24 protein-coding genes are annotated in these 25,218 nt (G+C 56.7%); 20 read left to right on the top strand and 4 right to left on the bottom strand.

Translation table 11 applies throughout. The features are described from left to right. The 15 genes from QPL95_RS15210 (at position 1) to QPL95_RS15140 (ending at position 14,152) form a co-directional block, all read left to right on the top strand. The gene (locus QPL95_RS15210; RefSeq protein ID WP_303291848.1) at positions 1 to 327 is read left to right on the top strand and encodes a hypothetical protein; all 327 of its coding nucleotides are present in this window, start codon (positions 1 to 3) and stop codon (positions 325 to 327) included. After that, a complete protein-coding gene (mshL, locus tag QPL95_RS15205) occupies positions 324 to 2,036 on the top strand; it encodes a pilus (MSHA type) biogenesis protein MshL (RefSeq protein ID WP_303291847.1) in 1,713 nt (570 codons plus the stop codon). Before QPL95_RS15210 ends, mshL begins: the two co-directional genes overlap by 4 nt. After that, positions 2,036 to 2,875, top strand: a complete 840-nt coding sequence (locus tag QPL95_RS15200; RefSeq protein ID WP_303291846.1) for an ExeA family protein — start codon at positions 2,036 to 2,038, stop codon at positions 2,873 to 2,875. Before mshL ends, QPL95_RS15200 begins: the two co-directional genes overlap by 1 nt. Beyond that, positions 2,872 to 4,029, top strand: coding sequence for an MSHA biogenesis protein MshN (locus QPL95_RS15195; protein WP_303291845.1), 1,158 nt, complete (start codon positions 2,872 to 2,874; stop codon positions 4,027 to 4,029). The genes QPL95_RS15200 and QPL95_RS15195 overlap by 4 nt, the downstream gene beginning before the upstream one ends. Next, on the top strand, positions 4,026 to 5,795 hold the full coding sequence (locus QPL95_RS15190; protein ID WP_303291844.1) for a GspE/PulE family protein: 1,770 nt from the start codon (positions 4,026 to 4,028) through the stop codon (positions 5,793 to 5,795). Before QPL95_RS15195 ends, QPL95_RS15190 begins: the two co-directional genes overlap by 4 nt. Continuing rightward, the gene (locus QPL95_RS15185; RefSeq protein ID WP_303291843.1) at positions 5,795 to 7,024 is read left to right on the top strand and encodes a type II secretion system F family protein; all 1,230 of its coding nucleotides are present in this window, start codon (positions 5,795 to 5,797) and stop codon (positions 7,022 to 7,024) included. Before QPL95_RS15190 ends, QPL95_RS15185 begins: the two co-directional genes overlap by 1 nt. Then, the gene (locus QPL95_RS15180; protein ID WP_303291842.1) at positions 7,024 to 7,605 is read left to right on the top strand and encodes a hypothetical protein; all 582 of its coding nucleotides are present in this window, start codon (positions 7,024 to 7,026) and stop codon (positions 7,603 to 7,605) included. The genes QPL95_RS15185 and QPL95_RS15180 overlap by 1 nt, the downstream gene beginning before the upstream one ends. A 32-nt stretch (positions 7,606 to 7,637) precedes the next feature. Continuing rightward, positions 7,638 to 8,180, top strand: a complete 543-nt coding sequence (locus QPL95_RS15175; protein ID WP_303291841.1) for a prepilin-type N-terminal cleavage/methylation domain-containing protein — start codon at positions 7,638 to 7,640, stop codon at positions 8,178 to 8,180. Positions 8,181 to 8,219: 39 nt separating this feature from the next. After that, entirely contained in the window at positions 8,220 to 8,714 is a 495-nt protein-coding gene (locus tag QPL95_RS15170) for a prepilin-type N-terminal cleavage/methylation domain-containing protein (protein WP_303291840.1), read from the top strand. A gap of 70 nt (positions 8,715 to 8,784) precedes the next feature. Then, positions 8,785 to 9,228 carry a type II secretion system protein gene (locus QPL95_RS15165; protein ID WP_303291839.1) on the top strand — a complete coding sequence of 148 codons (444 nt, stop codon included), beginning with the start codon at positions 8,785 to 8,787 and terminating at the stop codon, positions 9,226 to 9,228. Next, on the top strand, positions 9,225 to 9,731 hold the full coding sequence (locus QPL95_RS15160) for a type II secretion system protein (RefSeq protein ID WP_303291838.1): 507 nt from the start codon (positions 9,225 to 9,227) through the stop codon (positions 9,729 to 9,731). Before QPL95_RS15165 ends, QPL95_RS15160 begins: the two co-directional genes overlap by 4 nt. Next, a complete protein-coding gene (locus tag QPL95_RS15155; protein WP_303291837.1) occupies positions 9,731 to 10,516 on the top strand; it encodes a type II secretion system protein J in 786 nt (261 codons plus the stop codon). Before QPL95_RS15160 ends, QPL95_RS15155 begins: the two co-directional genes overlap by 1 nt. Then, positions 10,506 to 10,919 (top strand): hypothetical protein, encoded by a 414-nt coding sequence (locus QPL95_RS15150; protein ID WP_303291836.1) that lies wholly within the window; start codon positions 10,506 to 10,508, stop codon positions 10,917 to 10,919. Before QPL95_RS15155 ends, QPL95_RS15150 begins: the two co-directional genes overlap by 11 nt. Before the next feature lie 411 nt (positions 10,920 to 11,330). After that, the gene (locus QPL95_RS15145; protein ID WP_303291835.1) at positions 11,331 to 11,519 is read left to right on the top strand and encodes a hypothetical protein; all 189 of its coding nucleotides are present in this window, start codon (positions 11,331 to 11,333) and stop codon (positions 11,517 to 11,519) included. Between the two features lie 461 nt (positions 11,520 to 11,980). Continuing rightward, positions 11,981 to 14,152, top strand: coding sequence for a DUF6701 domain-containing protein (locus QPL95_RS15140; protein WP_303291834.1), 2,172 nt, complete (start codon positions 11,981 to 11,983; stop codon positions 14,150 to 14,152). Positions 14,153 to 14,165: 13 nt separating this feature from the next. Here the strand turns inward: QPL95_RS15140 and glnG are convergent, their stop codons facing one another. The 4 genes from glnG to glnA form a co-directional block, all read right to left on the bottom strand. Then, positions 14,166 to 15,599 (bottom strand): nitrogen regulation protein NR(I), encoded by a 1,434-nt coding sequence (glnG, locus tag QPL95_RS15135; RefSeq protein WP_303291833.1) that lies wholly within the window; start codon positions 15,597 to 15,599, stop codon positions 14,166 to 14,168. After that, positions 15,596 to 16,696: a nitrogen regulation protein NR(II) gene (glnL, locus tag QPL95_RS15130; RefSeq protein WP_303291832.1), complete on the bottom strand. Its 1,101-nt coding sequence runs from the start codon at positions 16,694 to 16,696 to the stop codon at positions 15,596 to 15,598. The genes glnG and glnL overlap by 4 nt, the downstream gene beginning before the upstream one ends. Positions 16,697 to 16,936: 240 nt before the next feature. After that, a complete protein-coding gene (locus QPL95_RS15125; protein ID WP_303291831.1) occupies positions 16,937 to 17,461 on the bottom strand; it encodes a DUF4124 domain-containing protein in 525 nt (174 codons plus the stop codon). Positions 17,462 to 17,588: 127 nt separating this feature from the next. After that, positions 17,589 to 18,992, bottom strand: coding sequence for a glutamate--ammonia ligase (gene glnA / locus QPL95_RS15120; protein ID WP_303291830.1), 1,404 nt, complete (start codon positions 18,990 to 18,992; stop codon positions 17,589 to 17,591). A gap of 391 nt (positions 18,993 to 19,383) precedes the next feature. Between glnA and typA the strand changes: the two genes are divergently transcribed. The 5 genes from typA (at position 19,384) to QPL95_RS15095 (ending at position 25,212) form a co-directional block, all read left to right on the top strand. Next, positions 19,384 to 21,195, top strand: coding sequence for a translational GTPase TypA (gene typA / locus QPL95_RS15115; RefSeq protein WP_303291829.1), 1,812 nt, complete (start codon positions 19,384 to 19,386; stop codon positions 21,193 to 21,195). Positions 21,196 to 21,307: 112 nt separating this feature from the next. Further along, entirely contained in the window at positions 21,308 to 22,270 is a 963-nt protein-coding gene (gene pip / locus QPL95_RS15110) for a prolyl aminopeptidase (protein ID WP_303291828.1), read from the top strand. A 108-nt stretch (positions 22,271 to 22,378) separates the two neighbouring features. Next, a complete protein-coding gene (dtd, locus tag QPL95_RS15105) occupies positions 22,379 to 22,834 on the top strand; it encodes a D-aminoacyl-tRNA deacylase (protein ID WP_303291827.1) in 456 nt (151 codons plus the stop codon). Positions 22,835 to 23,317: 483 nt separating this feature from the next. Next, positions 23,318 to 24,259 carry a porin gene (locus QPL95_RS15100; RefSeq protein WP_368389758.1) on the top strand — a complete coding sequence of 314 codons (942 nt, stop codon included), beginning with the start codon at positions 23,318 to 23,320 and terminating at the stop codon, positions 24,257 to 24,259. Between the two features lie 92 nt (positions 24,260 to 24,351). Then, a complete protein-coding gene (locus QPL95_RS15095; RefSeq protein ID WP_303291826.1) occupies positions 24,352 to 25,212 on the top strand; it encodes a CYTH domain-containing protein in 861 nt (286 codons plus the stop codon). The last annotated feature ends 6 nt before the right edge of the window (positions 25,213 to 25,218 follow it).

Raw genomic sequence — 25,218 nt, 5'->3', positions numbered from 1 at the left:
ATGACATTTCGACATGCAAGCAGGTTGATGTTGGTGGGACTGTTGTTGAGCGGCACCGCTGTGCATGCCTTGCAGGATCCGACGCGGCCTCCGGGAGCAGCTCCGGAGTCGCAAACCGTAGCGCCCAGAAACCTGCAAGTGAGTACCATTGTGCTTGGCCAGGCCCGCCGCGTGGCGGTGATTAATGGTGTGGCTTTGCGCGAAGGTGAAAGCCACGACGGCATAAAGGTGCTCCGCATCGACAAAGACAAAGTTGACGTGGTGGACAGAGGCCAGCAACGAGTGCTTTACCCTGAATCACTCCCGCAGGTGCGGAGAACCCAATGACAGACAAACGGATAACGATGACAACAGTCAGGCCTTTGGTAGCCGTAATGCTTTCATTCGTTGTGGTCGCCTGCAGCAACAACCCGTTGATGCGCACTTCGGCGGCCACCTCATCCGACGTGGCGGACGAGATTGATAAAACCCTTGAACGGGCTGAACAACAGGCGGGCGCTGGCCCGGCAGTCGGGGCCGTGGGTCCCTCTGCCGCTGCGATCAGCAGTCAGTTACTCCCCCCTCTCACCAGTGTCCGGCAGGAGGATGAACGGTTTGATGTCAACGCAACCGGCATTTCTGCTGACAGCTTTTTTGCGGCCCTGGTTGAAGGTACCCGGTACAACGTTGTGGTGCATCCCGGCGTTGCCGCAACGGTAAATCTTCGGCTCAGTGACGTAACCGTTCCGGAGGTTATGGATATTGCTGCAGACCTATACGGCCTGGACATTGCCCGCACTGGTCGCCTGTTCCGGGTGTCGGCCGATCAGGTGCAAACCCGTTTGTTCCCTATCGACTATTTGCACTTCAAACGCCGGGGCGGCTCTGAAACCCGAGTCAGCTCCGGTCAGGTCAGCAGCGCTCGCGGCGGCGGTGACTCCGGCAGTGGAAGCGAGGGTGGCGAGTCCCGGAACCTGGTGGGTACCACAATTTCCACCGAAACCGAATCCGATTTCTGGCAAGACATCCGTGACGCCCTCACCATGATTGTCGGCAGCGATGGCGGCCAGGTGGTGGTCAACCCCGGCGCCGGACTTGTTATGGTGCGCGCGGGTAACTCGGATCTACAAATGGTTGAAAACTATCTGCGCCGCACGGAATTGATTATGCAGCGGCAAGTGGTTCTTGAAGCCAAGATTTTGGAAGTGGCATTGAACGAAGGGTATCAGCAGGGAATCAACTGGTCGGACCTCCAGAGCGCATCGGCCATCACAGCCGCTGACGGGCTGCCCGCGGAGTTCACGTTTGAAAGTCTCGCTGGCCAGGCGATACGAACGTCCGATATTGGAGGCCTATTTTCTGCGACGATCAGGGAGGGCAGCTTCAACGCAGTGATTGAACTCCTGGGCCAGCAGGGCAACGTTCAGATACTGTCCAGTCCCCGGATATCTACCATTAACAACCAAAAAGCTGTCATCAAAGTGGGCACCGACGAGTTCTTCGTGACCGACATCGATTTTGACGACAACAACTCCGCGGTAACCGCAACCGACAGCACCTCGACCTCGGTAGAGCTTACGCCGTTCTTCTCGGGGATATCCCTGGATGTTACGCCCCAGATTTCTGAAGATGGCGCCATCACTCTGCATGTCCACCCCTCGGTCAGTGAAGTGGCTGACCAGGAAAAAGTGATCACCATTGGCGAACGGGATGTCACGTTGCCGCTGGCCCGAAGCACGGTGCGCGAAACCGACAGTGTGATTCGCGCAGAGAGCGGGCAGATTGTGGTGATTGGCGGACTGATTCAGACCACCAGTGAAGACAACAATTCAGCGGTCCCCTTTTTCAGCGACATTCCGCTGCTGGGTGAACTGTTCAAGCAGCGCCGGTTTGAATCCCGCAAGAGTGAACTGGTTATTCTGCTTCGCCCGGTGGTGGCCAATGCCGGCCAGATGCAGGCTGATGTCAGCGCCAGTCGCGAACGTATGAACGTACTGCGGGAATTGCTGAACTCGTCCGAATCTGTCAAGCCTCAACCAGAGACTGCGCCGCGCTGATGTACGAAAGCCACTTTGGACTGCAGGAAGCACCGTTCGCACTGACGCCAAACACCCGCTACTTTTTGCGGGCGGCCAGCCATTCCGAGGCCCTGGAATTGCTGCTGGTAGCCTTGCAGCAACGGGAGGGCTTTATCAAAGTGACCGGCGAAGTGGGCACGGGTAAAACCCTGTTGTGCCGATTGCTGCTCAATGAGCTGGATAGAAACGCGTGCACGGCATACATACCCAATCCGAACTTATCTCCGGAAACTCTGTATGAGGCCGTCGCGGAGGAGCTGGGGGTTGATGTAACCCGGTGTGCCAACGTGCACCAGATACTGAAAGCACTGAATCAGCGGCTCATTGCCCTGGCGATGGAAAGCAAGCCTGCCGTGCTGGTGATTGATGAAGCCCAGGCCATGCCTGAGGAAACCATTGAAGCGCTGCGTCTGTTAACCAATCTGGAAACTGAAAGTACCCGGTTGCTGCAAATTGTCTTGTTCGGGCAGCCGGAGCTGGATGCCCTGTTGGCCAAAGACAGCCTGCGCCAGCTGCGCCAGAGAATTACCTTCCAGACCCGCCTGCAACCGCTGAACCGGGATGCAGTCAGCCAATACCTTCGCCACCGCCTGGCTCAGGCAGGCTACAACGGAACGGACCTGTTTGCGCCTGCGGCACTGAAAATGATCTGGCGTGCATCTGGCGGTATTCCGAGGCTGGTCAATGTACTTGCGCATAAATCCCTGTTGGCTGCCTGGGGGCAGGGCGACAGGCTGGTGGGGCGTAAACATGCTCTGCTGGCCATAAAAGACACCGAGAGCGCCCGCTCGCTTGGCATGTTGGAGCGGTGGCTATGAGCCTGTTGAACGATGCCTTGAGGGCAGCAGAAGAGCGCCAGAACAGGCCGGCGGTCGCGACCGCATACACCGGCCACCCGACCCCGCAGCCTGCCAGCCAGAGCAAAATGCTGGTACTGCTGGTCTTCGTTATTTTGTTGCTTCTTGCCGGAGCCGCCATCGCCTGGTGGTTATGGCCCGAGGCCAGAAACAGCGCACCGCCGATAAACGGTGCGGAGGCAAACGCCGGTGAAATTATTCGGCCGCCGGAGATTGTGCCCGAAGTTTTGGCGACTGCGCCGGCGCCAGAGATTGAGGCGGTTCAGGTGCCTCAGCCCGCCGAATCGAGCATGGTGCAGCTGGCGTCAGAAAAACCGGTGCGCGAGCAGGCGCCCGCGCCACAGGCACAGTCAAAGACAAAGGCCGAGACACAGACCCAGACAGCGAGCGAAGTAGAGGCCGTTCCAAGAGGTGTCGCTACGTCGAACCTGCGGCCTAAAGAGCCCGCATCGCCCGTGGTAGCGCAACAGCCCGCCGAGCAGGATCAGGCTGCAGGCGCTGAAAATCGCGCCCCGGAAACACCGGTGAAACAGCAACGGGAAACGCCGGCAGCGGTAGACCTGAGAACGACCAGGCAAATGGAAAAGCTGTTGGCGACAGGTCGTACCGGAGAGGCCGAGCGACTCCTGACAGAGGTCAGTGCACGCCAGCCGGCACCAAACAGCCGAGAGGTGTTTGCCCGGGAAATGTTAGTGCAGGGCATGCCCGAGCGAGCGTTGAGCTGGTTGCCGGAAGCTGTCGCCATCGACTACGCCAGCCTGCGCCTGCTTCGAGCCAGGGCTCTGCTGGAGCGGGGTGAATTACTCCTGGCTGTGGACACGCTTGCCTCGAAAGTACCGCCGGTTGCAGACCAGCCGGACTACCGGGTAACTCTGGCAACCTTGTTGCAGCAGGCAGGCCAGGCCGATGAGGCCGCAGGTCACTGGTCTGAGTTGATTGCCTATGACGATAGCCAGGCTACCTGGTGGCTTGGGCTGGCCATTGCGCTGGAAACCGGCGGACGCATCAACAGTGCGGTGCGGGCCTACGCTCAGGCGGCGGTTTTGCCGGGGCTGGCGCCCTCGCTGGCGGACTATGCACGGGAACGACTGAACGCATTGCAGGCAGGCTCATGAGTACGGAACTGAAAAAGAAAATCCGCATCGGCGACCTGCTGGTACAGAACGACGTCATCACTGAACAGCAGCTGATGACCGCCCTCCGTGAGCAGAAAAACACCGGCCGCAAGCTTGGGCGAACCCTGATTGACCTGGGCTACGTGGATGAAGACAACCTGCTCAACATCCTCTCCAGGCAGCTGGAAGTGCCCTTTGTTCAGTTGCGCCATTACCAGTTCAACAACGAACTGGTGAAGAAACTGCCCGAAGCCATGGCTCGTCGCTTCCGGGCGATTGTGCTGGCGGAGAAAAGTGGCGAACTGTTGGTGGGCATGGCCGACCCTCTGGATATCTTCGCTTACGATGAGCTGGTGCGGGTGCTCAAACAACCCATCAAGCAAGCCGTGGTTCGGGAAAGTGAGCTGCTCAGCACGCTCGACCTGGTCTATCGCCGAACCGATGAAATCGCCTCCTTGGCGGAAGAGCTGGAAGATGAGCTGGGTGACGACGCCTTCGACCTTGCGGACTTGTCAGCACAGTCCGAAAGCGCCGATGCACCGGTGGTCAAACTGCTGCAAACCCTGTTCGAAGACGCGGTTCAGGCCCGAAGCTCCGACATACACATCGAGCCTGATGAGTCCGTCGTGCGCATCCGCCAGCGGGTGGACGGTGTGCTGCAAGAGCAGGTGATGAAAGAAAAACGGGTGAACGCCGCGCTCGTGCTGCGCCTGAAACTGATGGCAGGCCTCAATATTTCAGAAAAACGCCTGCCCCAGGATGGCCGCTTCAACATTCGGGTAAAAGGTCGCAGCATTGACGTGCGGGTGTCCACCATGCCCGTGCAGTACGGCGAATCGGTGGTCATGCGTTTACTGGATCAAAGCCAGGGCACTCTGGATCTTGAAGGCACCGGCATGCCGCCGGAGCTGCTGGCCCGGTTCCGCAAGCTGATCAAAAAGCCCCACGGCATGATCCTGGTCACAGGGCCCACAGGTAGCGGTAAAACCACCACGCTGTATGGTGCACTGACTGAGCTGAACAAACCCGAGGTAAAAATCATCACCGCGGAAGACCCGGTGGAATATCGCCTTCCGCGCATTACCCAAGTGCAGGTGAACGCGAAAATCGGCCTTGAATTCGCCACCGTATTGCGGTCAGCCTTGCGCCAAGACCCGGACATCATCCTGGTGGGCGAGATGCGGGACCACGAAACCGCAGAGATCGGCCTGCGTGCCGCCATGACCGGTCACCTGGTGCTTTCCACGCTGCACACCAACGATTCCATCAGCAGCGCCATGCGCCTGATCGATATGGGTGCAGAGCCCTTCCTGGTGGCAAGCTCACTGCTCGGGGTTATCGCCCAGCGCCTGGTACGTCGGGTTTGCGACAACTGCAAAGAGACCTATGAGCCGACAGAGCAGGAGCTGGTTTGGCTGCAGGCGTTTGATCTGGACCCGCTGGATATCGAAGCCGGCTTCGTGCATGGCCGTGGCTGCTATCAGTGCAGCAACACCGGTTACAAAGGCCGGGTGGGCGTCTATGAAATGCTCGAAATGAACGAAGACATGCTGGATGCCCTTCGGCGCAAGGATGTCTCGGATTTCACCCGGGCGGCACGGCAAAGCCCGGCATTTCGCCCACTGGGCCAGTGGGCCATGGACTATGCCTTGCAGGGCGTTACCTCATTGCAGGAAGTTTCCCGTGTAGCCGCGACGTCCGATGGCGGCATTTCACTCGAAACCGATGACCTGGCCAGTGAAAGCCCGATAGGGGTGGATGACTGATGCAGTTCAATTATCGGGGTAAAGATAACCGCGGAGTTTTGCAGCAGGGGTCGCTGGCGGCGCCCAATGTGGATGCGGCCGCCAACGAACTGATGCGTCGTGGTATCACCCCGTTGGTGATCCGGGAGCAGGAGCAGAAAACTTCCGGCATGGGGGCAATCAACAACCTGGCCATCTTCCGGAAAAAAGTCACTCTGGATGAACTGATTGTATTTTGCCGGCAAATGCACGCCCTGACCAAGGCGGGCATCCCGTTAATACGCACCATGCGCGGACTGGCTGAGACCACGCGCTCACCAGAACTGTCTGACGTGCTGGACGACATCACCAACCGGCTGGAAGGCGGCGTGACCATGGCGAGCGCGATGCAGGCGCACCCCAAGGTGTTTTCCGAGCTGTTCATCGCCATGATTCACGTGGGCGAAAACACCGGTATGCTCGATGATTCCTTCAAACGCCTGTCGGAAATTCTGGAGCTGGAACGAGATACCAAGCGACGGGTAAAACAGGCTCTGCGTTATCCCACCTTTGTGCTGGTGGCACTGTTTGCAGCATTGATGGTGGTGAACTTCCTGGTGATACCGCGTTTTGCCTCGGTGTTTTCCAAAATGGGGGCGGACTTGCCCTTTCTCACTCAGGTATTGGTCGGCACATCGAATTTCCTGTTGAGCTACTGGCCGTACATGATCTTTGGCACAGCGGCAGCCGGCCTGCTGATCCGCCAATGGAAGCAAACTGACAACGGTCAGCAGGTATGGGACCGCTATAAACTCAAAATGCCCATTATTGGCCCCTTGCTGGAGCTGATTACCCTCAGCCGGTTTGCCCGCAATTTCGCTACCATGCTGAAGGCTGGCATGCCGGTTACCCAGGCTCTGACGGTTGTGGCAGACGCCACCGACAATGCCTGGATATCGCGCCACATCAAAGAAATGCGGTATGGCATCGAGCGGGGTGAAAGCCTGTTGCGAACGGCTCGCGGCAGCAAAATGTTCACGCCGCTGATTCTGCAGATGATCGCGGTCGGGGAAGAAACCGGCTCCATGGACGACATGCTCAACAACGTGGCGGACTTCTACGATGAAGACGTGGATTACGGCTTGAAACGGCTGGCGGAATCCATAGAACCCATATTGATCGTAGCCATGGGCGTATTGGTGTTGATACTGGCGCTGGGCGTATTCCTGCCCATATGGGATCTGGGAGCCGCCGCCATGGGGCGTGGCTAATGCGCGAGCATTGGTCGTCCTCCACCGGTTTGGCCAATGCCCGGCGAACGCGCCTGATCATCGCCCTGATGGTGCTGTTTGTACTCTGGTGGGTACTGCTCGGAAAGCTAGAGCGGGAAATCCAGCGGGCGGAAGAACAAAGTGTGAACATGGTGCTGAGCCAGCTCCGGTCTGCCCTGGTGATAAAAGGCAGTGAAGCCATGCTGGGCCGGGACACAACGCTCACCGAGCTGGAGGGGCAAAATCCTTTCGGTTGGCTGGAACACCGCTGGCAGGCCTACACCGGGCTATGCAGTGCCACAGGCCCAGAGCCAGGGCAGTGGTGCTTTACAGTGAAGCAACAAAAAGAAACGGGCGAAAAGGCGAAAGGTTGGTTAATTTATAATCCGAAGCAGCCGATAACCATAAACGGGAAAGCTGTAAAGGCCAGCCAGCCAGTCGCCTGGGTAGTAACAACGGAATTTGCTGACCGCAACCGGAATAACCTGCGGGAGCAGAATGAACGGCTGACCGGCCTGAAACTGGAACCGGTGCCGATAACAGAAACCACCGTGAACCGGCAGGACGCCAGGCATGAGTGAACAACTCGAAACTATGGCAAAGAGGCTGACGAATGAAGCATTACAGCAGCAAACATAAACAAAAGGGTTTCACACTGATTGAGCTGGTGGTGGTGATTGCTATCCTGGCCATTTTGGCGGCGTTTGCGTTGCCGAGGTTTGCGCAGCTTTCGGAGCAGGCGCACAGCTCCAACGTGAAGGCCACGGCCGGCGCAATGGCTGCGGGTGTTGCACTGGCAAGGGCTCAGTGGGTCGCTAACGGTCTGAAGGCGTCGACGGATAGCTTGGATGGCTTTGGTGATGGCGACCTAAACGTTTCAAGCCGCGGTTGGCCGGTAGCTTACACCGGAGGCTATACGGGTGAAGCGGATGGTTCAGCGGCAATGGATGCGAGCCGTTGTGAACAGGTATGGGCTGGTGTTCTGCAGTCAAATGCACCGACCATTACCGGAGCAGCGCCTGACTATGCGGTAACGGGGTCAGGTTCTGTATGCACCTACGCTTACCAAGCTGACGGCCTTGCTGGAACTGCGGATGAAAAGAATATCACTTATGATGCATCCACAGGCGACATTGCCACGACTGAAAATCAATAATTCGTGTTTATTTATTAACAAGCCCAGCGGAGAAAATCCATGAGAAATATGATTCCGAACAGAAAGCAAAAAGGTTTCACCCTGATCGAACTGGTTATGGTGATTGTGATTTTGGGTATTTTGGCGGCGTTTGCTTTGCCCCGGTTTGCGGATTTGGGGGGGGATGCTCGCACCTCATCGATTCAGGGGCTCGCGGGTGCTATGAAGTCGGCAGCTTCAATTGCCCACTCCTCGCAACTTGCCAGTGGTAATGGATTGGGGGCGGGTGTAACACTTGAAGGGCAACCAGTAACAATGGTGAATGGTTACCCGACGGCAAACTCTGCGGGTATTATCGCTGCGATAGATGTTGATACAACAAACGATTACACCATTTCGAACACGGATGTCGGCGGAACGGATGGCGGGGATACTATAACTCTCGAGATCCAAGCAAACTGTTCAGTGCAATATACTGCAGCAAACGCTGCCACAGACAACACTGGCCCGATTACTAGTAGCTATAGTGTCACTGTTAACGATAACGGGTGCTGAATCATTGTTTGAGTTTCAGGAGGCATCTTTGATGTTGAACTGGATCAAAATGCATTCAGGAGAAGATTAGGTGTGCGGTGCTAAGGGGGAAAATGGCTTCACACTTGTAGAGCTAGTTATGGTCATTATCCTTATCGGAGTCCTCTCCGCTCTGGGCGTTGGGCTTTTTGCCAATCGTTCCGCCTTCTCTCCCTTGCTGGCCAACCAGCAACTCAACTCTGCTGCGCTGCTTGCCCGCCAAGCAGCTATGGCAGGTAACGAAAACGATACCGTCACCATCAGCGATGGGGGCGGTTCGTTCACATTTTCTGTCGGGAGCATCGGCTCCTGGTCCATACCGAAGGAAGGTACAGAGCTAACCGTATCGGGTGGCCTGCCTTTGGCTGTAAAGTTTAATAAGGACGGCTCCCCAGTTAGTGGCAATAACCTTGAGCTGTCCTTTGTCGGTGACAGCCGTTATGACATCTGCGTAAGCTCCCTCGGTGCAGTCTATAGCGGAGGCTGCCAACCATGAGTCGCGGCCCGGTCATACTCCAGAACGGTGCAACTCTGGTGGAGCTGGTAATGACCATCGTCATTATCAGTGTCGCCATTGCCGGGGTGGTGGGGGCGTTCGCCCTGATTACCGGCCGCAGTGCCGATCCCCTGAATCAGACCCGGGCGGTGGAGCTGGCTCAGCTTTACATGGATGAGATTATCACCCGTAAATACGATCACAACGCACCCCAGGGCGGCTTACCCCGTTATAGCGGTCCCTGCAATATCTCGGCGGAGGAAGGCGCCGGTAACCGGGGCCAATTTAATGATGTTGATGACTACCACGGACTGGTGAATTTGCCCCCGGCGGATGCCCAAGGTCCACTGGACGGGTACAACGGTTTTTCCGTGGAGGTAAATGTCAGCTGTGATGCCGGTGGTGTGGACCTGCCATCGGGGCAGGCCAAACGGATTGATCTGACCATTACCGCCCCGGGGGATCAGGCCTTCAGTTTCACCGCCTACAAGGCAAATTTTTGATGCGCAGGGTGACGGGCTTTACGCTGGTGGAACTGGTGATGGTGATTGTGCTGCTGGGCATAGTCGCCACCATTTCCGTGCAATTTGTGGCGCTTTCCACTCAGGGCGCGATCGACGTAGGTTCTCGTCAGCAGCGTGCCTTGTCCAGTGTTGTCATCAGCGAGCAGGTCAGCCGCTCCTTGCGGGCGGCGCTTCCCACGTCCATTCGCACGACACCGGATCAGAGCTGTATCGAGTGGATGCCCATTGTGGCGGCTTCGAACTACCTGAGTCTGCCGGTGGGCAATGCTCCGGATTCCTTTGAAGCAGTGCCGCTGCCCGGTGAGCGCTCATCGAGTGGCCGGGTGGTGGTCTATGGCTACGGCAGCAATCTATACAGCTTGACCAATCCCGGCCCTGTGTCACCCACGGCTACTATGCCGTCGGGCACCGGTCCGGTTACGGTGACTTTTGACGGAGGCGTAACCCATCGTTTCTCTGCCCAGTCGCCCGAGAAACGTTTCTATATGGTGGACAGTCCCCGAACTTTCTGTCAGCGGGGGCGCTTCCTGTATCGCTACAAGGATTACGGCATCAACAGTACGCCGGCGAGCAACCTGCCGGTGACCATGCCTGACCGGGAGGTGCTGGCGGCCAACCTGCAGGAGAACTCACTGCAATTCGACGTCACACCACAGTCACTGCAAAGGGGAGCCGTCGTGTCCTTCCGCATGGTTCTGGAAGATACCGGCACCGGCGAAACCACTAATTTGAGTCAGGAGGTGCAGATTCGCAATGTGCCCTGACCGATTCATAAACTCACAGCGTGGCGCAGGTCTGCCTATAGCACTGTTTATCATCACCGTGCTTTCGTTGCTGGTGCTGGGCATGTCCCAGTTGCAGCAGGGCGCCAGCCAGTCTCTTAGCCTGCAGATTCAGTCCCAACGGGCCTTTTTTGCAGCAGAAAGTGGTGCCCAGTCGGCGGTCCGCAAAGCCTTAGACAGCGGGTGCCCGGCGGTTCTTTCGGCCAGCCCTTTAAATTTCAGTACCGGCGGATTGGCGGGCTGTAGTGCAAGTCTGGCATGCGATTTCGTAACCGCCGATATCAGCGGACCGGGAGGCGACACGGTGTATACCATCACCAGTACCGGCAGTTGTGGGAGCGGGCCGGATGAAGCCAGGCGAGTGGTTGAGGTGAGGGTGCGATGAATAGGCAGAGTATGTTGTTGAGGTTCTGCCAGGCGCTTTGTCTGGCCTTGGTTGTCATTCCAGTGGCGCTGAAGGCACAAACGGTTCAGACTTTTACGGAGCCGGGTGACGGTACGTTTACGGTGCCAGAGAATGTGAGCCGGATATCGGTTGAGGTTTGGGGGGCTGGCGGGCATGGAGCCAACGGGTTAGGTGGCGGAGGTGGAGGCGGCGCCTATTCCCGGGCCATTTTGAATGTAACTGTTGATGAGGTATTTAACTATCGGGTTGGTGCTGGGGCAGCCAATGCTAACGTGGAGAAGGGTGAAAATAGCTGGTTTGAGGGGCCAAAACGTATAGAGGCTGCGGGAGGTGCCAGTGGGTCAGGGCTTACGGGCGGCTTAGGTGGCGGTTCAATAACAGGTGCAGATTATGTATCGAGAGCTGGCGGTGATGGAGCGAACGCCTATACTTTTTGGGGCCTTCTCTTCGGTGGTGGCGGTGGTTCATCTGCGGGCATTTATGATGAGGGGGGCGATAGTTCTGGTAATGATGGTGCAACCGCTCCGACTGCAGGCGGTTCTGGCGGTGATGGTGGTGTTTCGTTCCTTGACTGGCTAGGGGGAAGAGGTGGTGGTGGGAGTCGTCCCGGTGGGGGAGGTGGAGGAGCTGGTGGCTCAAACTACCCTGGCGGCCCCGGCGGCGATGGCCAGGTCCGCATCACCTATCAGGCAGCACCTCAATGCTCCGCTGTCTTCGATGCCAGCAGCGGCATAAATCAGATTGTGCCGGAAAGTGAACAACTGGATCTAGGCGTCTTCGATTCCCTTACCACTGAGCCCTGGCCAAGTAATAATGTAATTCCCTCTGGCTCGCACTTGTATCCGGGACGTAATTTCCCCAAAAAAACCAGTGACGTAGTCGTCAACGGCAGAGCACTAGTCGTAGTTGATGGTGATCTGACCATAAACAGTACAAATTTCAACATCAACGCTGATGGCAGTGCCAGTGATTTATTGCTAATCGTTAAGGGAAACCTGACCGTTACACAGCCAAATGTCACCATCAATGCTGTTATCTACGTGACTAAGGATATCAGCTTCGGGAACAACGCTGTTGTGGTTGGAGCCTTAGCTGCCCACGGTAATATTGATATCGGCGGCGGGAATAGTCTCGTCACCTTTAATCCGAGTGTCATCAGCCAGGTAGATTTCGGCGGGGCCTGCACTCCTGATGAGCCGACTGTGGTGCTGGATCATATCCGCATTGTCCACCCGGGCGTCGGGCTGACCTGCCAGGCATCGGATCTGCAGGTGCTGGCATGCGCAGATTCCGGCTGTGGCACTCTCTACCCGGATCCGGTGGATCTGACCCTGCAGCCTGCCGGCTGGTTGCCAGCTCAGAATGTGACGGTGACCGGGGTTGCCAATCTGCAGTTCCAGCGCTCCATCGAGGAGACGGTTACCCTGGGTGTCAGCAACATTTCTCCCGCTACGGAGAACGGCACGGTGTGCATTGCGCCCGATGGCTCGGGCAGCTGCAACATGGAGTTCCGGGACGTCGCCTTTGTGTTTGAAATGCAGGATCTGATTGCCGGCGAGGAAGGCAAGACATTATCCATGTCTGCGCTGGAAACGGACGAAAATACCGGCCAGTGCACTGCCTTGTTTGCCGGGGAAACCAGAACTATTGAATTCGGCACCAGCTACTTGAATCCGGGACCGGCAAACAGGCAGGCAGCGTTCCCAACCTGGATCGACGGTAACCAGGTTGCCACGGATGGCGTTGCGCAGACCGGGGTTGCGATTACCTTTGATGGTGACGGCGTGGCCCGGGACATCCCCATCCGCTACAACGATGCCGGCAGAAATAGCCTGCTGGCCCGCTATGTGGAAGATAAGCAGCCCGATGGTGGCACATTACTGATCGAGGGGGCCGGGCAATACGTTTCCGTACCCCTGGGGCTTTGTCTGATCCCTGAACAGCGGTGTGTCAGTGCTGATCTGAGTTGCAGCAATACCTTGCCAGCCGGCGTGCCCTTCAGTGTAACTCCCAAGGCCTATAGGGATGCTCCGGGCGTGTCAGGCATGAGCTGTACCGACAAGCCGCCTGCTCCTTCTTTTGCGGCTGGCGATGTGCCGGTTTCCCACCAGCTATTGTTTCCTGGTGGCGGGATAGAGGGTGACCTGCTGGAGCCAGTTATTGATTACGGTGACGGTAACCAGTCACTGACACTGACGGAAGTCGGTGTGTTTTCCATCAGCACCGCCGCCGTCCCTGGCGGTTATCTAGGACGGGATGTACCCGCCTCGGATAACGCGATGACTGCGCGTATGGTGCCGGAACAGCTGGCACTTACGGTGGAAAGCAATGGAGAACTGAGCCCCCAATGCGGTAATTTTGTCTACACCGGTCAGACGTTTGGCTGGGATGCGGCTGGCATTCCAGAGTTGCGGGTGGAAGCCCTGAACGGGCAGATTCCGCCCCAGGCCACCCTGAACTACACCGATCCGGAAGTGATCGTCCAGCTAAATGCTGAACGGTTTGTGGTCAATGTACCCTATGCTGATAACGTAGAAACGCTGGACGATGCGGCCTCCACACCTGTCCCTTTCCGGCGTGAACCGAATGCCACTTCACTCAGCACCGGTAGTCGGGACAGCGTGACAGGCGGAGTTGTACGTTATTTGTTCAATGGCGCGGATGAATTCATCTATCCAAAATTGGCGACCAGCCGGATCAACCCGTTTTCTCCGGATCTGACGTTCCTGCTGCAGCCTATGGCTGACGCGGATGGCGTTCAGGTCAGTGGAATTTCCGCGGGAGGAGAGCCCATCAAGCCCGTGGCCGCTTTCGAGGTGCGTTATGGTCGCCTGTCCCCCCAGAACGTCTACGGCCCAGAAAACATCGACGAACTGCAGATGCCGCTACAGATGGAATACTGGACGGGAGACCGGTTCGCTCTGAATGGGGCCGACAGCTGCACGCCGTGGAGTGCGGCGGATGTCAGCAGTAATACTGCGAGTCATCACGACCTGGTCAGCGCCGCTGGAACCTTTGATAGTGGCGTGGGCGGGCCGTTGGTGCTGGAAGCTAAAGGATCAACCGGTACGGATACCCTTATTTGGGGCGGCCTGAAAGACTGGCAGAGAGACGACCTGGATGGTGATGGCACACTGGATGACCCGACAGCGACCGCCACTTTCGGTGTCTACCGGGGCCACGATCGAGTCATTTATTGGCAGGAGCGGTAAGTGGAGGGGCGACTCACTCCTCCTCCCCCTCCGGATGATCCATTCCCAGTTCATTAATCTTTCGGGTTAGTGTATTCCGCCCCCAGCCCAGCAGCACCGAAGCATCTCGGCGGCGCCCCCCGGTGTGTTTCAGAGCCGCCTCGATCATGATTTTCTCGAACTCCGGCACGGCTTTGTCCAGTATGCCTTTCTTGCCGCGTTTCAACTCCTGTTCGGCCCAGTTTCTCAGACCTTCCTGCCAGCTTTGGCCAGTGGCGGCGTTTTCGGTTTCGGCCTGATGCAGCAGTTCTGGCGGCAGGTCGTCGACGTGGATTTCCCGGCCGCTGGCCATAACCGTCAACCAGCGACAGGTGTTTTCCAGCTGGCGGACGTTGCCTGGCCAGGCCAGGGTTGAAAGGTATTCTTCGGCGTCTTTGCGCAGGAGCTTGGGCTCTACGGTCAGCTCTTTGGCCGCTTGCTTCAGAAAGTGCTGAACCAGGCGAGGAATGTCTTCCCGCCGCTCGGCGAGCTTCGGCAGGTGAATGCGAATAACGTTCAGGCGGTGGAACAGATCTTCCCGGAAGCTGCCGGCATTGACCAGTTTTTCGAGATCCTGGTGTGTGGCGGCGATAATGCGCACATCGACCTTGATGGGTGTGGTGCCGCCTACCCGGTAGAACTCGCCGTCGGCCAGCACGCGCAGCAGGCGGGTCTGGGTGTCGGCGGGCATATCGCCGATTTCATCCAGAAACAGCGTGCCACCGTTGGCTTGTTCGAAGCGGCCCTGGCGGGTGGCGCCGGCGCCGGTGAACGAGCCTTTTTCGTGGCCAAAGAGCTCGGATTCAATCAGGTCTTTCGGGATGGCCGCCATGTTCAGGGCAATGAAGGGGTTTCGGGCGCGGGGGCTGTGGTTGTGTAGAGCCTGAGCAACCAGCTCTTTACCGGTGCCGCTTTCGCCGTTGATCAGTACCGTGATGTTGGAGTTTGACAGCCGGCCTATGGCCCGAAAAACTTCCTGCATGGCCGGTGCTTCGCCGATGATCTCGGTGTTCTTCTGCACAGACTCCAGTTGTGGTTCTGCAGTGGCCCGTTGTTCGTGGCTGTGTGCCACGGCTCGCTTCACAAGGGCAACGGCCTCGTCCACATCAAAGGGTTTTGGCAAATATTCAAACGCGCCGGTCTGGTAGCTGGTGACGGCGCTGTCCAGGTCGGAGTGGGCGGTCATGATGATAACCGGCACGTCCTGGTGTCGGGCCACGATTTGCGACAGCAGGGTGATGCCGTCAACGCCAGGCATGCGAATGTCACTGACGATGGCATCCGGCCGCTCATGGTCCAGACGGGTGAGGATGCCGTCGCCGCTTTCAAATACGCGCGGCTCCATTCCTGCCTGGCTCAGGGCTCGTTCGAGCACCCAGCGGATACTCTTGTCGTCATCAATTATCCAGACGTTTGCCGGTTGGCTCATTTAGTGTCCTCCAGAGGCAGGAAGATGATGAAGTTGGTTCTTCCGGGCTCGCTTTCGCATTCCACCAGGCCGCGGTGCTGGCCGATGATGCTTTGGGTAATAGACAGCCCCAGGCCTGTTCCCGAGGCCCGGCCACTGATCATGGGGTAAAAGATGTTCTGCAGCAGGTCTGCCGGAATACCGGGCCCGTTGTCGATGATGTCTATTCGGCACACCAGACGGTGGCGGCGATGGCCGATGGTGAACTGGCGCAGCGCCCGGGTGCGGAAGGTTATGGTTGGGCTTGCGCTGAGGCCCAGAATATCGTCGTTCTCGAAAGCGGCTTCCATGGCGTTGCGGGCGATGTTCAGGACAGCCTGTATGAGCTGCTCCTTGTCGCCCGGGAATTCCGGAATGCTCGGATCATAGTCGCGCCTCAGGTGCACTTTGCCCCGGCTCTCGGCTTCGATCAGCGTGCGTACCCGTTCCAACACCTCGTGAATGTTGGTGGGGGCAATCTGCAGGGCTTTATTGGGGCCGAGCATTCGGTCTACCAGGCTGCGCAGGCGGTCGGCCTCGTCAATGATGACCCGGGTGTATTCCCGTTGGCCCTCGTCGCCCAATTCGCGGTCTAGCAGCTGCGCGGCCCCCCGAATGCCGCCCAGGGGATTTTTGATTTCATGGGCCATGCCTCGGACAAGAATTCGGGTGGTTTCCTGCTGGGAAATGATGTCCTCTTCCCGGCTGATGCGCAGCAATCGGTCCCGGGGCTGAATTTCGATCAACAGTTCAGTCGGTTCCAGGGAAATCGGGGTTACCGAATAATCTACGGTAAGCCTGGGCCCGGTGAGCAGGGCGAATTCGGCTTCGCGGCGGGTATAGGACTGTCCGTTGTAGGCTGCGGCATGCAAGGTTTCCAGTGCGTCGGCCGAATCCACCAGCACGTCGCTTAGAGGCAGGCCCTGGGTTCGGGTCAAGCTGGTCTCGAACAGATTTTCCGCGGCCGGATTCAGGTAGCGAATGGCCAAGTCATCCCCAAGCACCAGCACCGCAGTCGTCAGGCTGTCCAGAATGCTTTTGTAGCCGGTTTCCAGTGTGGTGGAGGGTCGAAATGACATGCCAGGTTCCTGTTGAACGCTCATGGTTGTTACCCCGGTTTTGCAAAAAGCGAACCAGTTTTGTGATGACGTCACAAAAGGTGCGTTAATCTCGAGGGAATGGCCCCGGGCGGGGCCAAGCGGTGCTTTGAATTGATGCAGAAGACGGGTTAAGACTGATGGCAGCCCGGGGTTTGCCCTTTCGCTGCCCTTAGTATGGCTTTATCGTGGTGCGTTCGCACTAAAGTAGTGCAATAAAGCTTAATTGATGGCGGAGGGGCGGTGCACGGTGAAGCGGATGGGCTGGCCGGTTTTTACCTGAACACCGTTTTCATCGATGATGTGAACCGCCGCGCTGTGGGTGCCCCGATCAATGTTCGGCACGGTCACTGAACCCGATGCGCTCTGGCCGACTGGCTGGCCATCCAGGGTGATTTCGTATTTGTGGCCACGCTTAAGGCCGGGTGTGCTGCGCACCTCAAAGCTGACATCGCCGCTGCCACTGTGGAACGCCTGTTCATCCTGGGGGTGCGCGAATGACACGCTTTCATAGGCGGCGCCTTCCCGCTCAACTTCCTCGCGAAGTTTGCGGGTTTCGCGCACGGCTTCCGGTTTGGGTAAGGTAATGGTTGTAACTGGCTTGACCTTGACCTCCTGGCCGCCCTCCATTGGCTCATCCGAGAAAGTGACATTGCCCTGCGCATCAACGTGGCGATACACCTCTGCCCAGCTTGCTGAAGATGCCAGCAGAAGTAATCCGGTTGCAAGTGCGATGGGTGCTTTCATGGTAATGGCCTGTGCTGGTTGACTGCCTTGATTATCAGTTGAGGGGCGGGGCATTTCAACCACAAAAAAGCCCCGCACGGGGCGGGGCTTCTTCACTCGCTATTGCGCACCAAGATGGTGCGATCACTTAGCAGGAGTAGTACAGCTCGAACTCAACCGGGTGGGTGGTCATGTTGATACGCTCAACTTCGCCACGCTTCAGGTCAATGTAGCCTGCAATCATGTCTTCGGTGAACACGCCGCCACGGGTCAGGAACTCGTGGTCTTCTTTCAGGCAGTCCAGAGCTTCAGACAGGGTTTCTGCAACCTTCGGAATGTTCAGGGCTTCTTCCTTCGGCAGGTCGTACAGATCCTTGTCCATGGCATCGCCAGGGTGGATCTTGTTCTGGATGCCGTCCAGGCCAGCCATCATCAGGGCCGCGAAGGCCAGGTATGGGTTGGCTGCCGGATCAGGGAAGCGCACTTCAATACGACGTGCCTTCGGGCTGCTCACGTACGGAATACGGATAGAGGCAGAACGGTTACGGGCAGAATAAGCCAGCATAACCGGCGCTTCGTAACCGGGTACCAGTCGCTTGTAGCTGTTGGTGGCCGGGTTAGTGAAAGCGTTGATGGCCTTGGCGTGCTTGATGATACCGCCAACGTAGTACAGAGCCATTTCGCTCAGGCCCGCGTAGCTGTCACCTGCGAACAGGTTCTTGCCATCTTTGTTCAGGGACATGTGTACGTGCATGCCTGAACCGTTGTCACCAACCACCGGCTTGGGCATAAAGGTCGCCGTTTTGCCGTAGGCGTGGGCCACGTTGTGAACGCAGTACTTGAGGATCTGGACTTCGTCAGCTTTCTTGGTCAGGGTGTTCGGACCAACGCCAATTTCACACTGGCCAGCGGTGCCAACTTCGTGGTGGTGAACTTCGATAACCAGGCCCATGGACTCCATAGCGGCACACATCGCGCCCCGCAGGTCATGCAGGCTGTCGACCGGAGGAACCGGGAAGTAGCCGCCTTTTACGCCCGGGCGGTGACCAATGTTGTTGCGGTCGAAGTCTTCGCCGGATACCCAGGCTGCTTCTTCAGAGTGCAGGGAGTACATGGAGCCCTGCATGTCGGTCTTCCACTTCACGGAATCGAAGATGAAGAACTCGGGCTCAGGACCGAACAGTGCACCATCAGCGATGCCGGTAGATTTGAGGTACTCTTCCGCGCGACGGGCAACAGAGCGGGGATCACGCTCGTAACCCTGCATGGTGGAGGGCTCCACGATGTCGCAGGTGATGTTGATGGTGGTTTCTTCGGTGAACGGGTCCAGTACAGAGCTGCTGTCGTCCGGCATCAGGATCATGTCGGATTCGTTGATGCCTTTCCAGCCGGAAATGGATGAGCCGTCGAACATTTTGCCGTCAGTGAAGAAGTCTTCGTTCACTTCAGTGGCCGGCAGGGTAACGTGTTGTTCTTTACCGCGACTGTCGGTAAAGCGCAGGTCAACCCACTTAACTTCGTGTTCTTTGATCAAATCAACTGTCTTGGACATGGTGCATGCTCCGTAAGTTATACATGTTCGTTGTGCCGGATCGTTCAGTGTACTGAGGCCCGATCTGTTTGCAGGAAGGGAAGCTTATCAGAAGCCGGTTGCCCTTACCTTTCAATTACGGCTGCTCGTATCTAAGCAAGGCCCTTGCCAGTTTTCATCCTTTGCGCCACAACAGCGCAGTGGCAAGGCTTTAGGGCTATTCTGGCGCACTGCCGGACAGTGTTGCAGTGCCATAGCGCGCCCATTAGTGCACCGCTATGGTGCGATCACCGTGAAGATGCCTGATAACAGTGCATTGTGCGGTTGGTTACATATTAGGCACTAATCTTCATATTAACGCCATGGACTTTTCGATATACTGCGCCCCGCCAAATTCTGCAGGATACCCGTTGTGATTGATAAGCTTAGAAACGTTGCCATTATTGCCCACGTAGACCACGGTAAGACGACCCTGGTTGACCAGTTGTTACGCCAGTCCGGTACTTTGGACCGTAAAGAGCTCGAAAACGAGCGCGTTATGGATTCCAATGACCAGGAAAAAGAGCGTGGCATTACCATTCTGGCCAAAAACACCGCGCTTAAATGGAAGGACTACGATATCAACATCGTAGACACCCCTGGGCACGCGGACTTCGGTGGCGAAGTTGAGCGAGTCATGAGCATGGTAGACAGCGTACTGCTGGTGGTCGATTCCATTGACGGCCCCATGCCGCAAACCCGATTTGTAACACAGAAAGCCTTCGCAGCCGGCCTGCGCCCGATCGTTGTGGTTAACAAGATTGACCGCCCGGGTGCCCGCCCTGATTGGGTAGTGGATCAGGTGTTTGATCTGTTTGATAACCTGGGTGCGACCGACGAGCAGCTGGATTTCCCGATCGTCTACGCCAGTGCCCTGAACGGCATTGCCGGCCTGGAGCATGAAAACCTCGAAGACAATATGGATGCGGTATTCCAGGCTATCGTGGATCACGTACCTGCGCCTTCTGTTGATCCGGAAGGCCCGTTCCAGATGCAGATCTCCCAGCTGGACTACAACAGCTTCCTGGGTGTTATCGGTATCGGCCGTATTGCACGCGGTAAGGTAAAAACCAATACCCCGGTTGCCGCCATTGGTGCCGACGGTAAAAAGCGCAACGGTCGTATTCTCAAGATCATGGGCCACTCAGGCCTGCAGCGTGTTGAAGTTGAAGAAGCCCAGGCTGGCGACATCGTGTGCATCAGTGGTCTGGACCAGCTTTACATATCCGACACCCTGTGTGACCCGAGCAATGTTGAAGCCCTGCCGCCGCTGACTGTGGACGAGCCGACCGTTTCCATGACCTTCCAGGTCAACGACTCGCCGTTTGCCGGTAAAGAAGGCAAGTACGTTACCAGCCGCAACATCAAAGAGCGTCTGGAAAAAGAGCTGCTGCACAACGTGGCACTGCGCGTTCAGGAAGGCGACTCTGCCGACAAGTTCAAGGTGTCTGGTCGTGGCGAACTGCACCTGTCGGTGCTGATTGAAAATATGCGCCGTGAGAACTTCGAGTTGGCCGTGGGTCGCCCAGTGGTTGTGATCAAGGAAGTCGACGGTGTTAAGCAAGAGCCTTACGAAAACGTAATTGTTGATATCGAAGAGCAGCACCAGGGCCCGATCATGGAGCAGATGGGGCTGCGTCGTGGCGACATGACCAACATGATCCCGGATGGCAAGGGCCGTATGCGCCTGGAATACACCATTCCGGCTCGCGGTCTGATCGGTTTCCGGAATACCTTCCTGACCATGACCTCCGGTACGGGCATCCTGACCTCTACGTTCAGCCATTACGGCCCGATCAAACTGGGTGACGTGACCAGTCGCCAGAACGGCGTGATCGTGTCTATGGCGACCGGTACAGCCCTGACCTACTCGCTGGAAACCCTCCAGAGCCGCGGCAAGCTGTTCCTTGATCCCGGCCAGGAGATCTACGAAGGCCAGCTGTGCGGCATCCACAGCCGTGACAACGACCTAGTGGTTAACCCCACCAAAGGTAAGAAGCTGGACAACATGCGTGCCTCCGGTAAGGACGAGGTGATCGCTCTGGTACCGCCCATCAAGTTCACCCTTGAGCAGGCGCTGGAGTTTATTGACGACGACGAGTTGGTTGAAGTGACGCCTAAGTCGATCCGTCTGCGTAAGAAGCTTCTGACTGAAAACGAGCGTAAGCGCGCCGGTAAGAAGTAAAAGACGTTTTCTGCCACGAAACCCGTCGGTGGGTTTCGTGGCAGAAATATCCTTTCTTTATCAACCCCGTCTATCTCAGCTAGACTGCCGTTATCCCTGAACGGAGTCTCCCATGCTGACCCTTTACCCTGAAATCCAGCCATACGCCCGTCATCGCCTTGCGGTAGATGAACCCCATGAGTTGTACCTGGAAGAATCTGGCAATCCGGATGGCGTTCCTGTGCTTGTGGTGCACGGAGGTCCGGGTGGCGGATGTGAGGACTACCACCGGCGATTCTTTGATGCCGAGCGTTTTAGAATTATTCTGATGGACCAGCGTGGAGCGGGTCGATCAACGCCCTTGGCCGAGCTTGAAGGCAACAGCACCGAGAAGCTAGTTGAAGACATGGAAACCATCCGGCAGTTTCTGGGAATCGACCGCTGGCTGCTGTTCGGTGGCAGCTGGGGCTCCACGCTTAGTCTGGTGTATGCGGAAACCTATCCAGAGCGGGTTCTTGGGCTGGTGTTGCGGGGCATTTTTCTTTGCCGGCCGCGGGATATTCACTGGTTCTATCAGGAAGGCGCAAGCCGGGTGTTCCCGGATTACTGGCAGGATTTTCAGGCCCCGATTCCCGAAGCTGAGCGCGGTGATATGGTAACGGCCTACTATCGCCGGCTGACCAGCAGCAATGAGCTGGAGCAGATCCAGGCTGCCAAGGCCTGGTCTATTTGGGAGGGCCGTTGCGCCACCCTGCACCCAAACCCGAAAGTGGTTGAGCATTTTGGTCACCCCCATGTGGCGATTGCGCTGGCGCGGATTGAGTGTCACTACTTCATGAGTAACTCGTTTCTAGAGGCTGACCAGATTGTTCGTAATGCCCGTGCGCTTGCGGGCATACCCGGCATCATTGTGCATGGCCGCTATGACATGGTTTGCCCCCTGGACAATGCGTTGGCGCTCAGCAAGGCGTGGCCAGAAGCCGAACTTCAGATTATTCGCGATGCCGGTCACTCCGCATCCGAGCCGGCCATCATTGATGCCCTGATTCGGGGCGTTGAACAAATTGTTGCGAAAAGCACCCTTTCGGCCGGCTGATCATTCGACTTTTTGTTGAGATTGCGGGGTTGCGGCCCGCGTAGAGGCTCTATACACTCTGGCTCGTTGCTGCTTTTTAACCCTGAGTGCTACCTGCCAAGGGACTAAATGAAAGGATTGATTCAGCGAGTATCAGAAGCCAGTGTTGCCGTGGACGGCAGCCAAATTGCCGGCATTGGCAAAGGGCTTTTACTGCTGCTGGGCGTAGAAAGGAATGACGCACCCGATGAGGCCAAGGAACTGTGCCAGAAAATTCTCTCTTACCGCGTATTTCCCGACGAGCAAGGCCGGATGAACATTAACGTTCAGGATTCCGGTGGCTCTGTGCTGGTTGTTCCCCAGTTTACGCTGGCGGCTGATACATCTTCCGGCACCCGTCCGGGCTTTTCTCACGCTGCTGCACCGGATGTTGCAAACAGTCTCTTCGAGGAGTTCGTTGGCGAGGTAGAGCGTGTTTTAGGAAATGATCGGGTGGGGAAAGGACGGTTTGGCGCAGACATGAAAGTCGCGTTAGTGAATGACGGCCCGGTAACCTTTTTATTGGAAACGGGTAGGCAGAAATAGTGCACCGAAAGGGTAGAGTGGTGCCCGAATTTAGTGCGTGGTTTGCAGTGGCGCCTGAGTAATCCGGGTTGAAGTTTTTGTGGGGCGTATTTGTTTAAGTTCAGGTCATTGTTTTATTGGTGAATTTTGTTTTTCGGCCCTGAATTTGCGATGAGCCCTGACAGTTAACGCAAGTGTATGTTGGTATAAGGCTTTTGACTTGCAGTACTAAAAAGGCTAAAAATCAGCCGTTAAAAATTTGCAAAAGTGCAATTGTTGTATTAAAACAGGATCATCACGCGGAACTTTAATAAAGGTCTGTAAGTGGTTGAGAATCAAGGCTTGGTGCACGCCAGGTCAGATAAAAAGAAAAATCGGGGTCTAGACCCGTTGAATAACCTGAGTTAACTCATAAAAGGAAGACGCAAAATGAAAAAGACAATTCTTGCTTCTGCGATCGCAGCCGCAACCTTCTCTGGCGCTGCTATGGCCTAGGAAAGCAACCTGCCGACGGTTTACGGTAATATTCAGCTGGCTGTTGTTCATGACAACTATGACGGCGGCCCATCTACAATTGATCATGCAGATAACGGTTCTACCATCGGCCTGACCCACGACCATGAAATCGCTCCAGGTGTAACCGGTTTCTTCAAAGCCGAGCTGGAATTCGATGCTGACGACAAAGCCGGCAACGGTGGTCTCAATGCATTCGATGAAGCCTACATTGGTGTTAAGGGCGATCAGTTTGGTACGGTTTGGGTTGGTTCAGATGACTCTACCTATGAGTCGGCCATCGACAAGATTGCGAACTTCTTTGAAGTGGCCACGTTGAGCCTGGGTGGTCTGTATGAGACTGGTGAGGGCGACCTTATTCAGTACAGCTCACCAAGCTTTAGTGGTCTCCAGCTGCATGGCGCAGTTCAAGTTAATGGCGACAATAAGCAAGGTGGTAAATCTTATCCGTATCAGCTGGCAGCAACGTATAAAGTTGACGCTTTGGAGCTGGCATTCGCGGTTGACTCAAACGATGGTGATCTGGAGTACTCCAGTGCCACGGATGTTAGTGCCAACAACGAAAACACCTACGGCCTACGCGCTACTTATGCACTCGATGCGCTGAGCGTGACCGCTCAGTACCAGACCCGTAAAGATGTTGCTGATATTGCTGGCATCATGGGTGTGTACACTCTGGGTAAGAACCAGTTTGCTCTGGCCTATGAGCGTGCAAGCTACGATGCGGACCAAACGGCTTCTGTTCCGGGCGAGCAAGATGCCCAGGACACAGTAACGCTGCAAGCGCTGCACAACCTTTCCAGCAACATGTACGTTTATGTTGAGGGCTACATCGGTGGTGGAGATCGTGTTTACGGATTCACCAACAACTCTGGTGCAACCGCTACTGACGAGCGCACCGTCGCTGCAGTTGGTGCTACCTACTACTTCTGATCAGCTAACCAGCTAATCAAGTAGTATCAAAAGCCGGTGACTCAGGTCACCGGCTTTTCTATTTCTATTTACCCGATTTCCCGGAGTACTTCATGGCCACAGAGCTCGAAATCAAACTCACGCTGTCTGAGCAGGCGCAATCACAGGCCCTGAGCTGGCTGTTGGCCCAGCAGGAGGCCAGGGCGGGTGGCTGCAAAACTCTGGTGAATCGCTATTACGACACGCCGGATGCCGACCTCAACAAAGCCAGGGCGGCGCTTAGGGTCCGGCAGGCTGGGGATCGTTATATCCAAACCCTGAAAACCCAGGGTGAATTTGTCGGTGGTGCCCATCGGCGACAGGAGTGGGAGTGGCCGTTGGAAGGCCCCGAGCTGGATTTAGCTTTGCTTAAGCAAACGCCGATCAGCGAGCAGGTGAACCTGGACGACCTGCGGCTTGCCTTTGAAACCAATTTTCAGCGCCAGATTGTTATGCTCGAGGCGGGACCCAGTGTCATTGAGGTGGCGGTCGATTCCGGCGACGTTTTGGGTGGCGGCCATGCCATGCCGCTGCACGAGGTAGAGTTTGAGCTGAAAGGGGGCGAACCCGGAGAGCTGTTGCGGTGGGCGAGGGCGTTGGCGCTGCAGGTGCCGGTGTTTCTCAATCTGATCAGCAAGGCCGAGCAAGGCTATTACCTTGCGGATATCTATCGGCCAGAGGTTTTCGTTCCCGGGGACGCATTGTCGATATCCGGGCTCTTGCGTTTGCTCAGTGTCAGTTGGCTGACGGGTGATGTTCTTAAGTTATCTCCGAGCGCCCTGATTGGAATAGATGATAAAGCCCGCCATGCAGGCTTTGAGACACTCTGGTCGAGTGTGAGTGCGAGGCTGTTGGAAGGCGTTACGGTCAACAGCCTGCTCGGTGAACACCAGGAGCTGGGCGTATTACAGTTGGCGCTGGCAGACCAGGGCTGAGAGTTT

The sequence above is a fragment of the Marinobacter sp. SS5-14b genome, assembly GCF_030541005.1.
GTDB lineage: Bacteria > Pseudomonadota > Gammaproteobacteria > Pseudomonadales > Oleiphilaceae > Marinobacter.
Note: the sequence above shows the minus strand (reverse complement) of the source record. Positions and strands in the feature narration are given on the sequence as shown.

Coding starts and splice junctions, on each gene's coding strand:
- QPL95_RS15195 (WP_303291845.1), top strand. CDS start 2,872: ATGAGCCTGTTGAACGATGCCTTGAGGGCAGCAGAAGAGCGCCAGAAC.
- QPL95_RS15180 (WP_303291842.1), top strand. CDS start 7,024: ATGCGCGAGCATTGGTCGTCCTCCACCGGTTTGGCCAATGCCCGGCGA.
- QPL95_RS15190 (WP_303291844.1), top strand. CDS start 4,026: ATGAGTACGGAACTGAAAAAGAAAATCCGCATCGGCGACCTGCTGGTA.
- glnA (WP_303291830.1), bottom strand. CDS start 18,992: ATGTCCAAGACAGTTGATTTGATCAAAGAACACGAAGTTAAGTGGGTT.
- glnL (WP_303291832.1), bottom strand. CDS start 16,696: ATGTCATTTCGACCCTCCACCACACTGGAAACCGGCTACAAAAGCATT.
- QPL95_RS15145 (WP_303291835.1), top strand. CDS start 11,331: ATGTATCGAGAGCTGGCGGTGATGGAGCGAACGCCTATACTTTTTGGG.
- QPL95_RS15170 (WP_303291840.1), top strand. CDS start 8,220: ATGAGAAATATGATTCCGAACAGAAAGCAAAAAGGTTTCACCCTGATC.
- QPL95_RS15095 (WP_303291826.1), top strand. CDS start 24,352: ATGGCCACAGAGCTCGAAATCAAACTCACGCTGTCTGAGCAGGCGCAA.
- QPL95_RS15175 (WP_303291841.1), top strand. CDS start 7,638: ATGAAGCATTACAGCAGCAAACATAAACAAAAGGGTTTCACACTGATT.
- QPL95_RS15150 (WP_303291836.1), top strand. CDS start 10,506: ATGTGCCCTGACCGATTCATAAACTCACAGCGTGGCGCAGGTCTGCCT.
- QPL95_RS15155 (WP_303291837.1), top strand. CDS start 9,731: ATGCGCAGGGTGACGGGCTTTACGCTGGTGGAACTGGTGATGGTGATT.
- QPL95_RS15125 (WP_303291831.1), bottom strand. CDS start 17,461: ATGAAAGCACCCATCGCACTTGCAACCGGATTACTTCTGCTGGCATCT.
- glnG (WP_303291833.1), bottom strand. CDS start 15,599: ATGAGCCAACCGGCAAACGTCTGGATAATTGATGACGACAAGAGTATC.
- QPL95_RS15200 (WP_303291846.1), top strand. CDS start 2,036: ATGTACGAAAGCCACTTTGGACTGCAGGAAGCACCGTTCGCACTGACG.
- mshL (WP_303291847.1), top strand. CDS start 324: ATGACAGACAAACGGATAACGATGACAACAGTCAGGCCTTTGGTAGCC.
- dtd (WP_303291827.1), top strand. CDS start 22,379: ATGAAAGGATTGATTCAGCGAGTATCAGAAGCCAGTGTTGCCGTGGAC.
- QPL95_RS15210 (WP_303291848.1), top strand. CDS start 1: ATGACATTTCGACATGCAAGCAGGTTGATGTTGGTGGGACTGTTGTTG.
- QPL95_RS15160 (WP_303291838.1), top strand. CDS start 9,225: ATGAGTCGCGGCCCGGTCATACTCCAGAACGGTGCAACTCTGGTGGAG.
- pip (WP_303291828.1), top strand. CDS start 21,308: ATGCTGACCCTTTACCCTGAAATCCAGCCATACGCCCGTCATCGCCTT.
- QPL95_RS15185 (WP_303291843.1), top strand. CDS start 5,795: ATGCAGTTCAATTATCGGGGTAAAGATAACCGCGGAGTTTTGCAGCAG.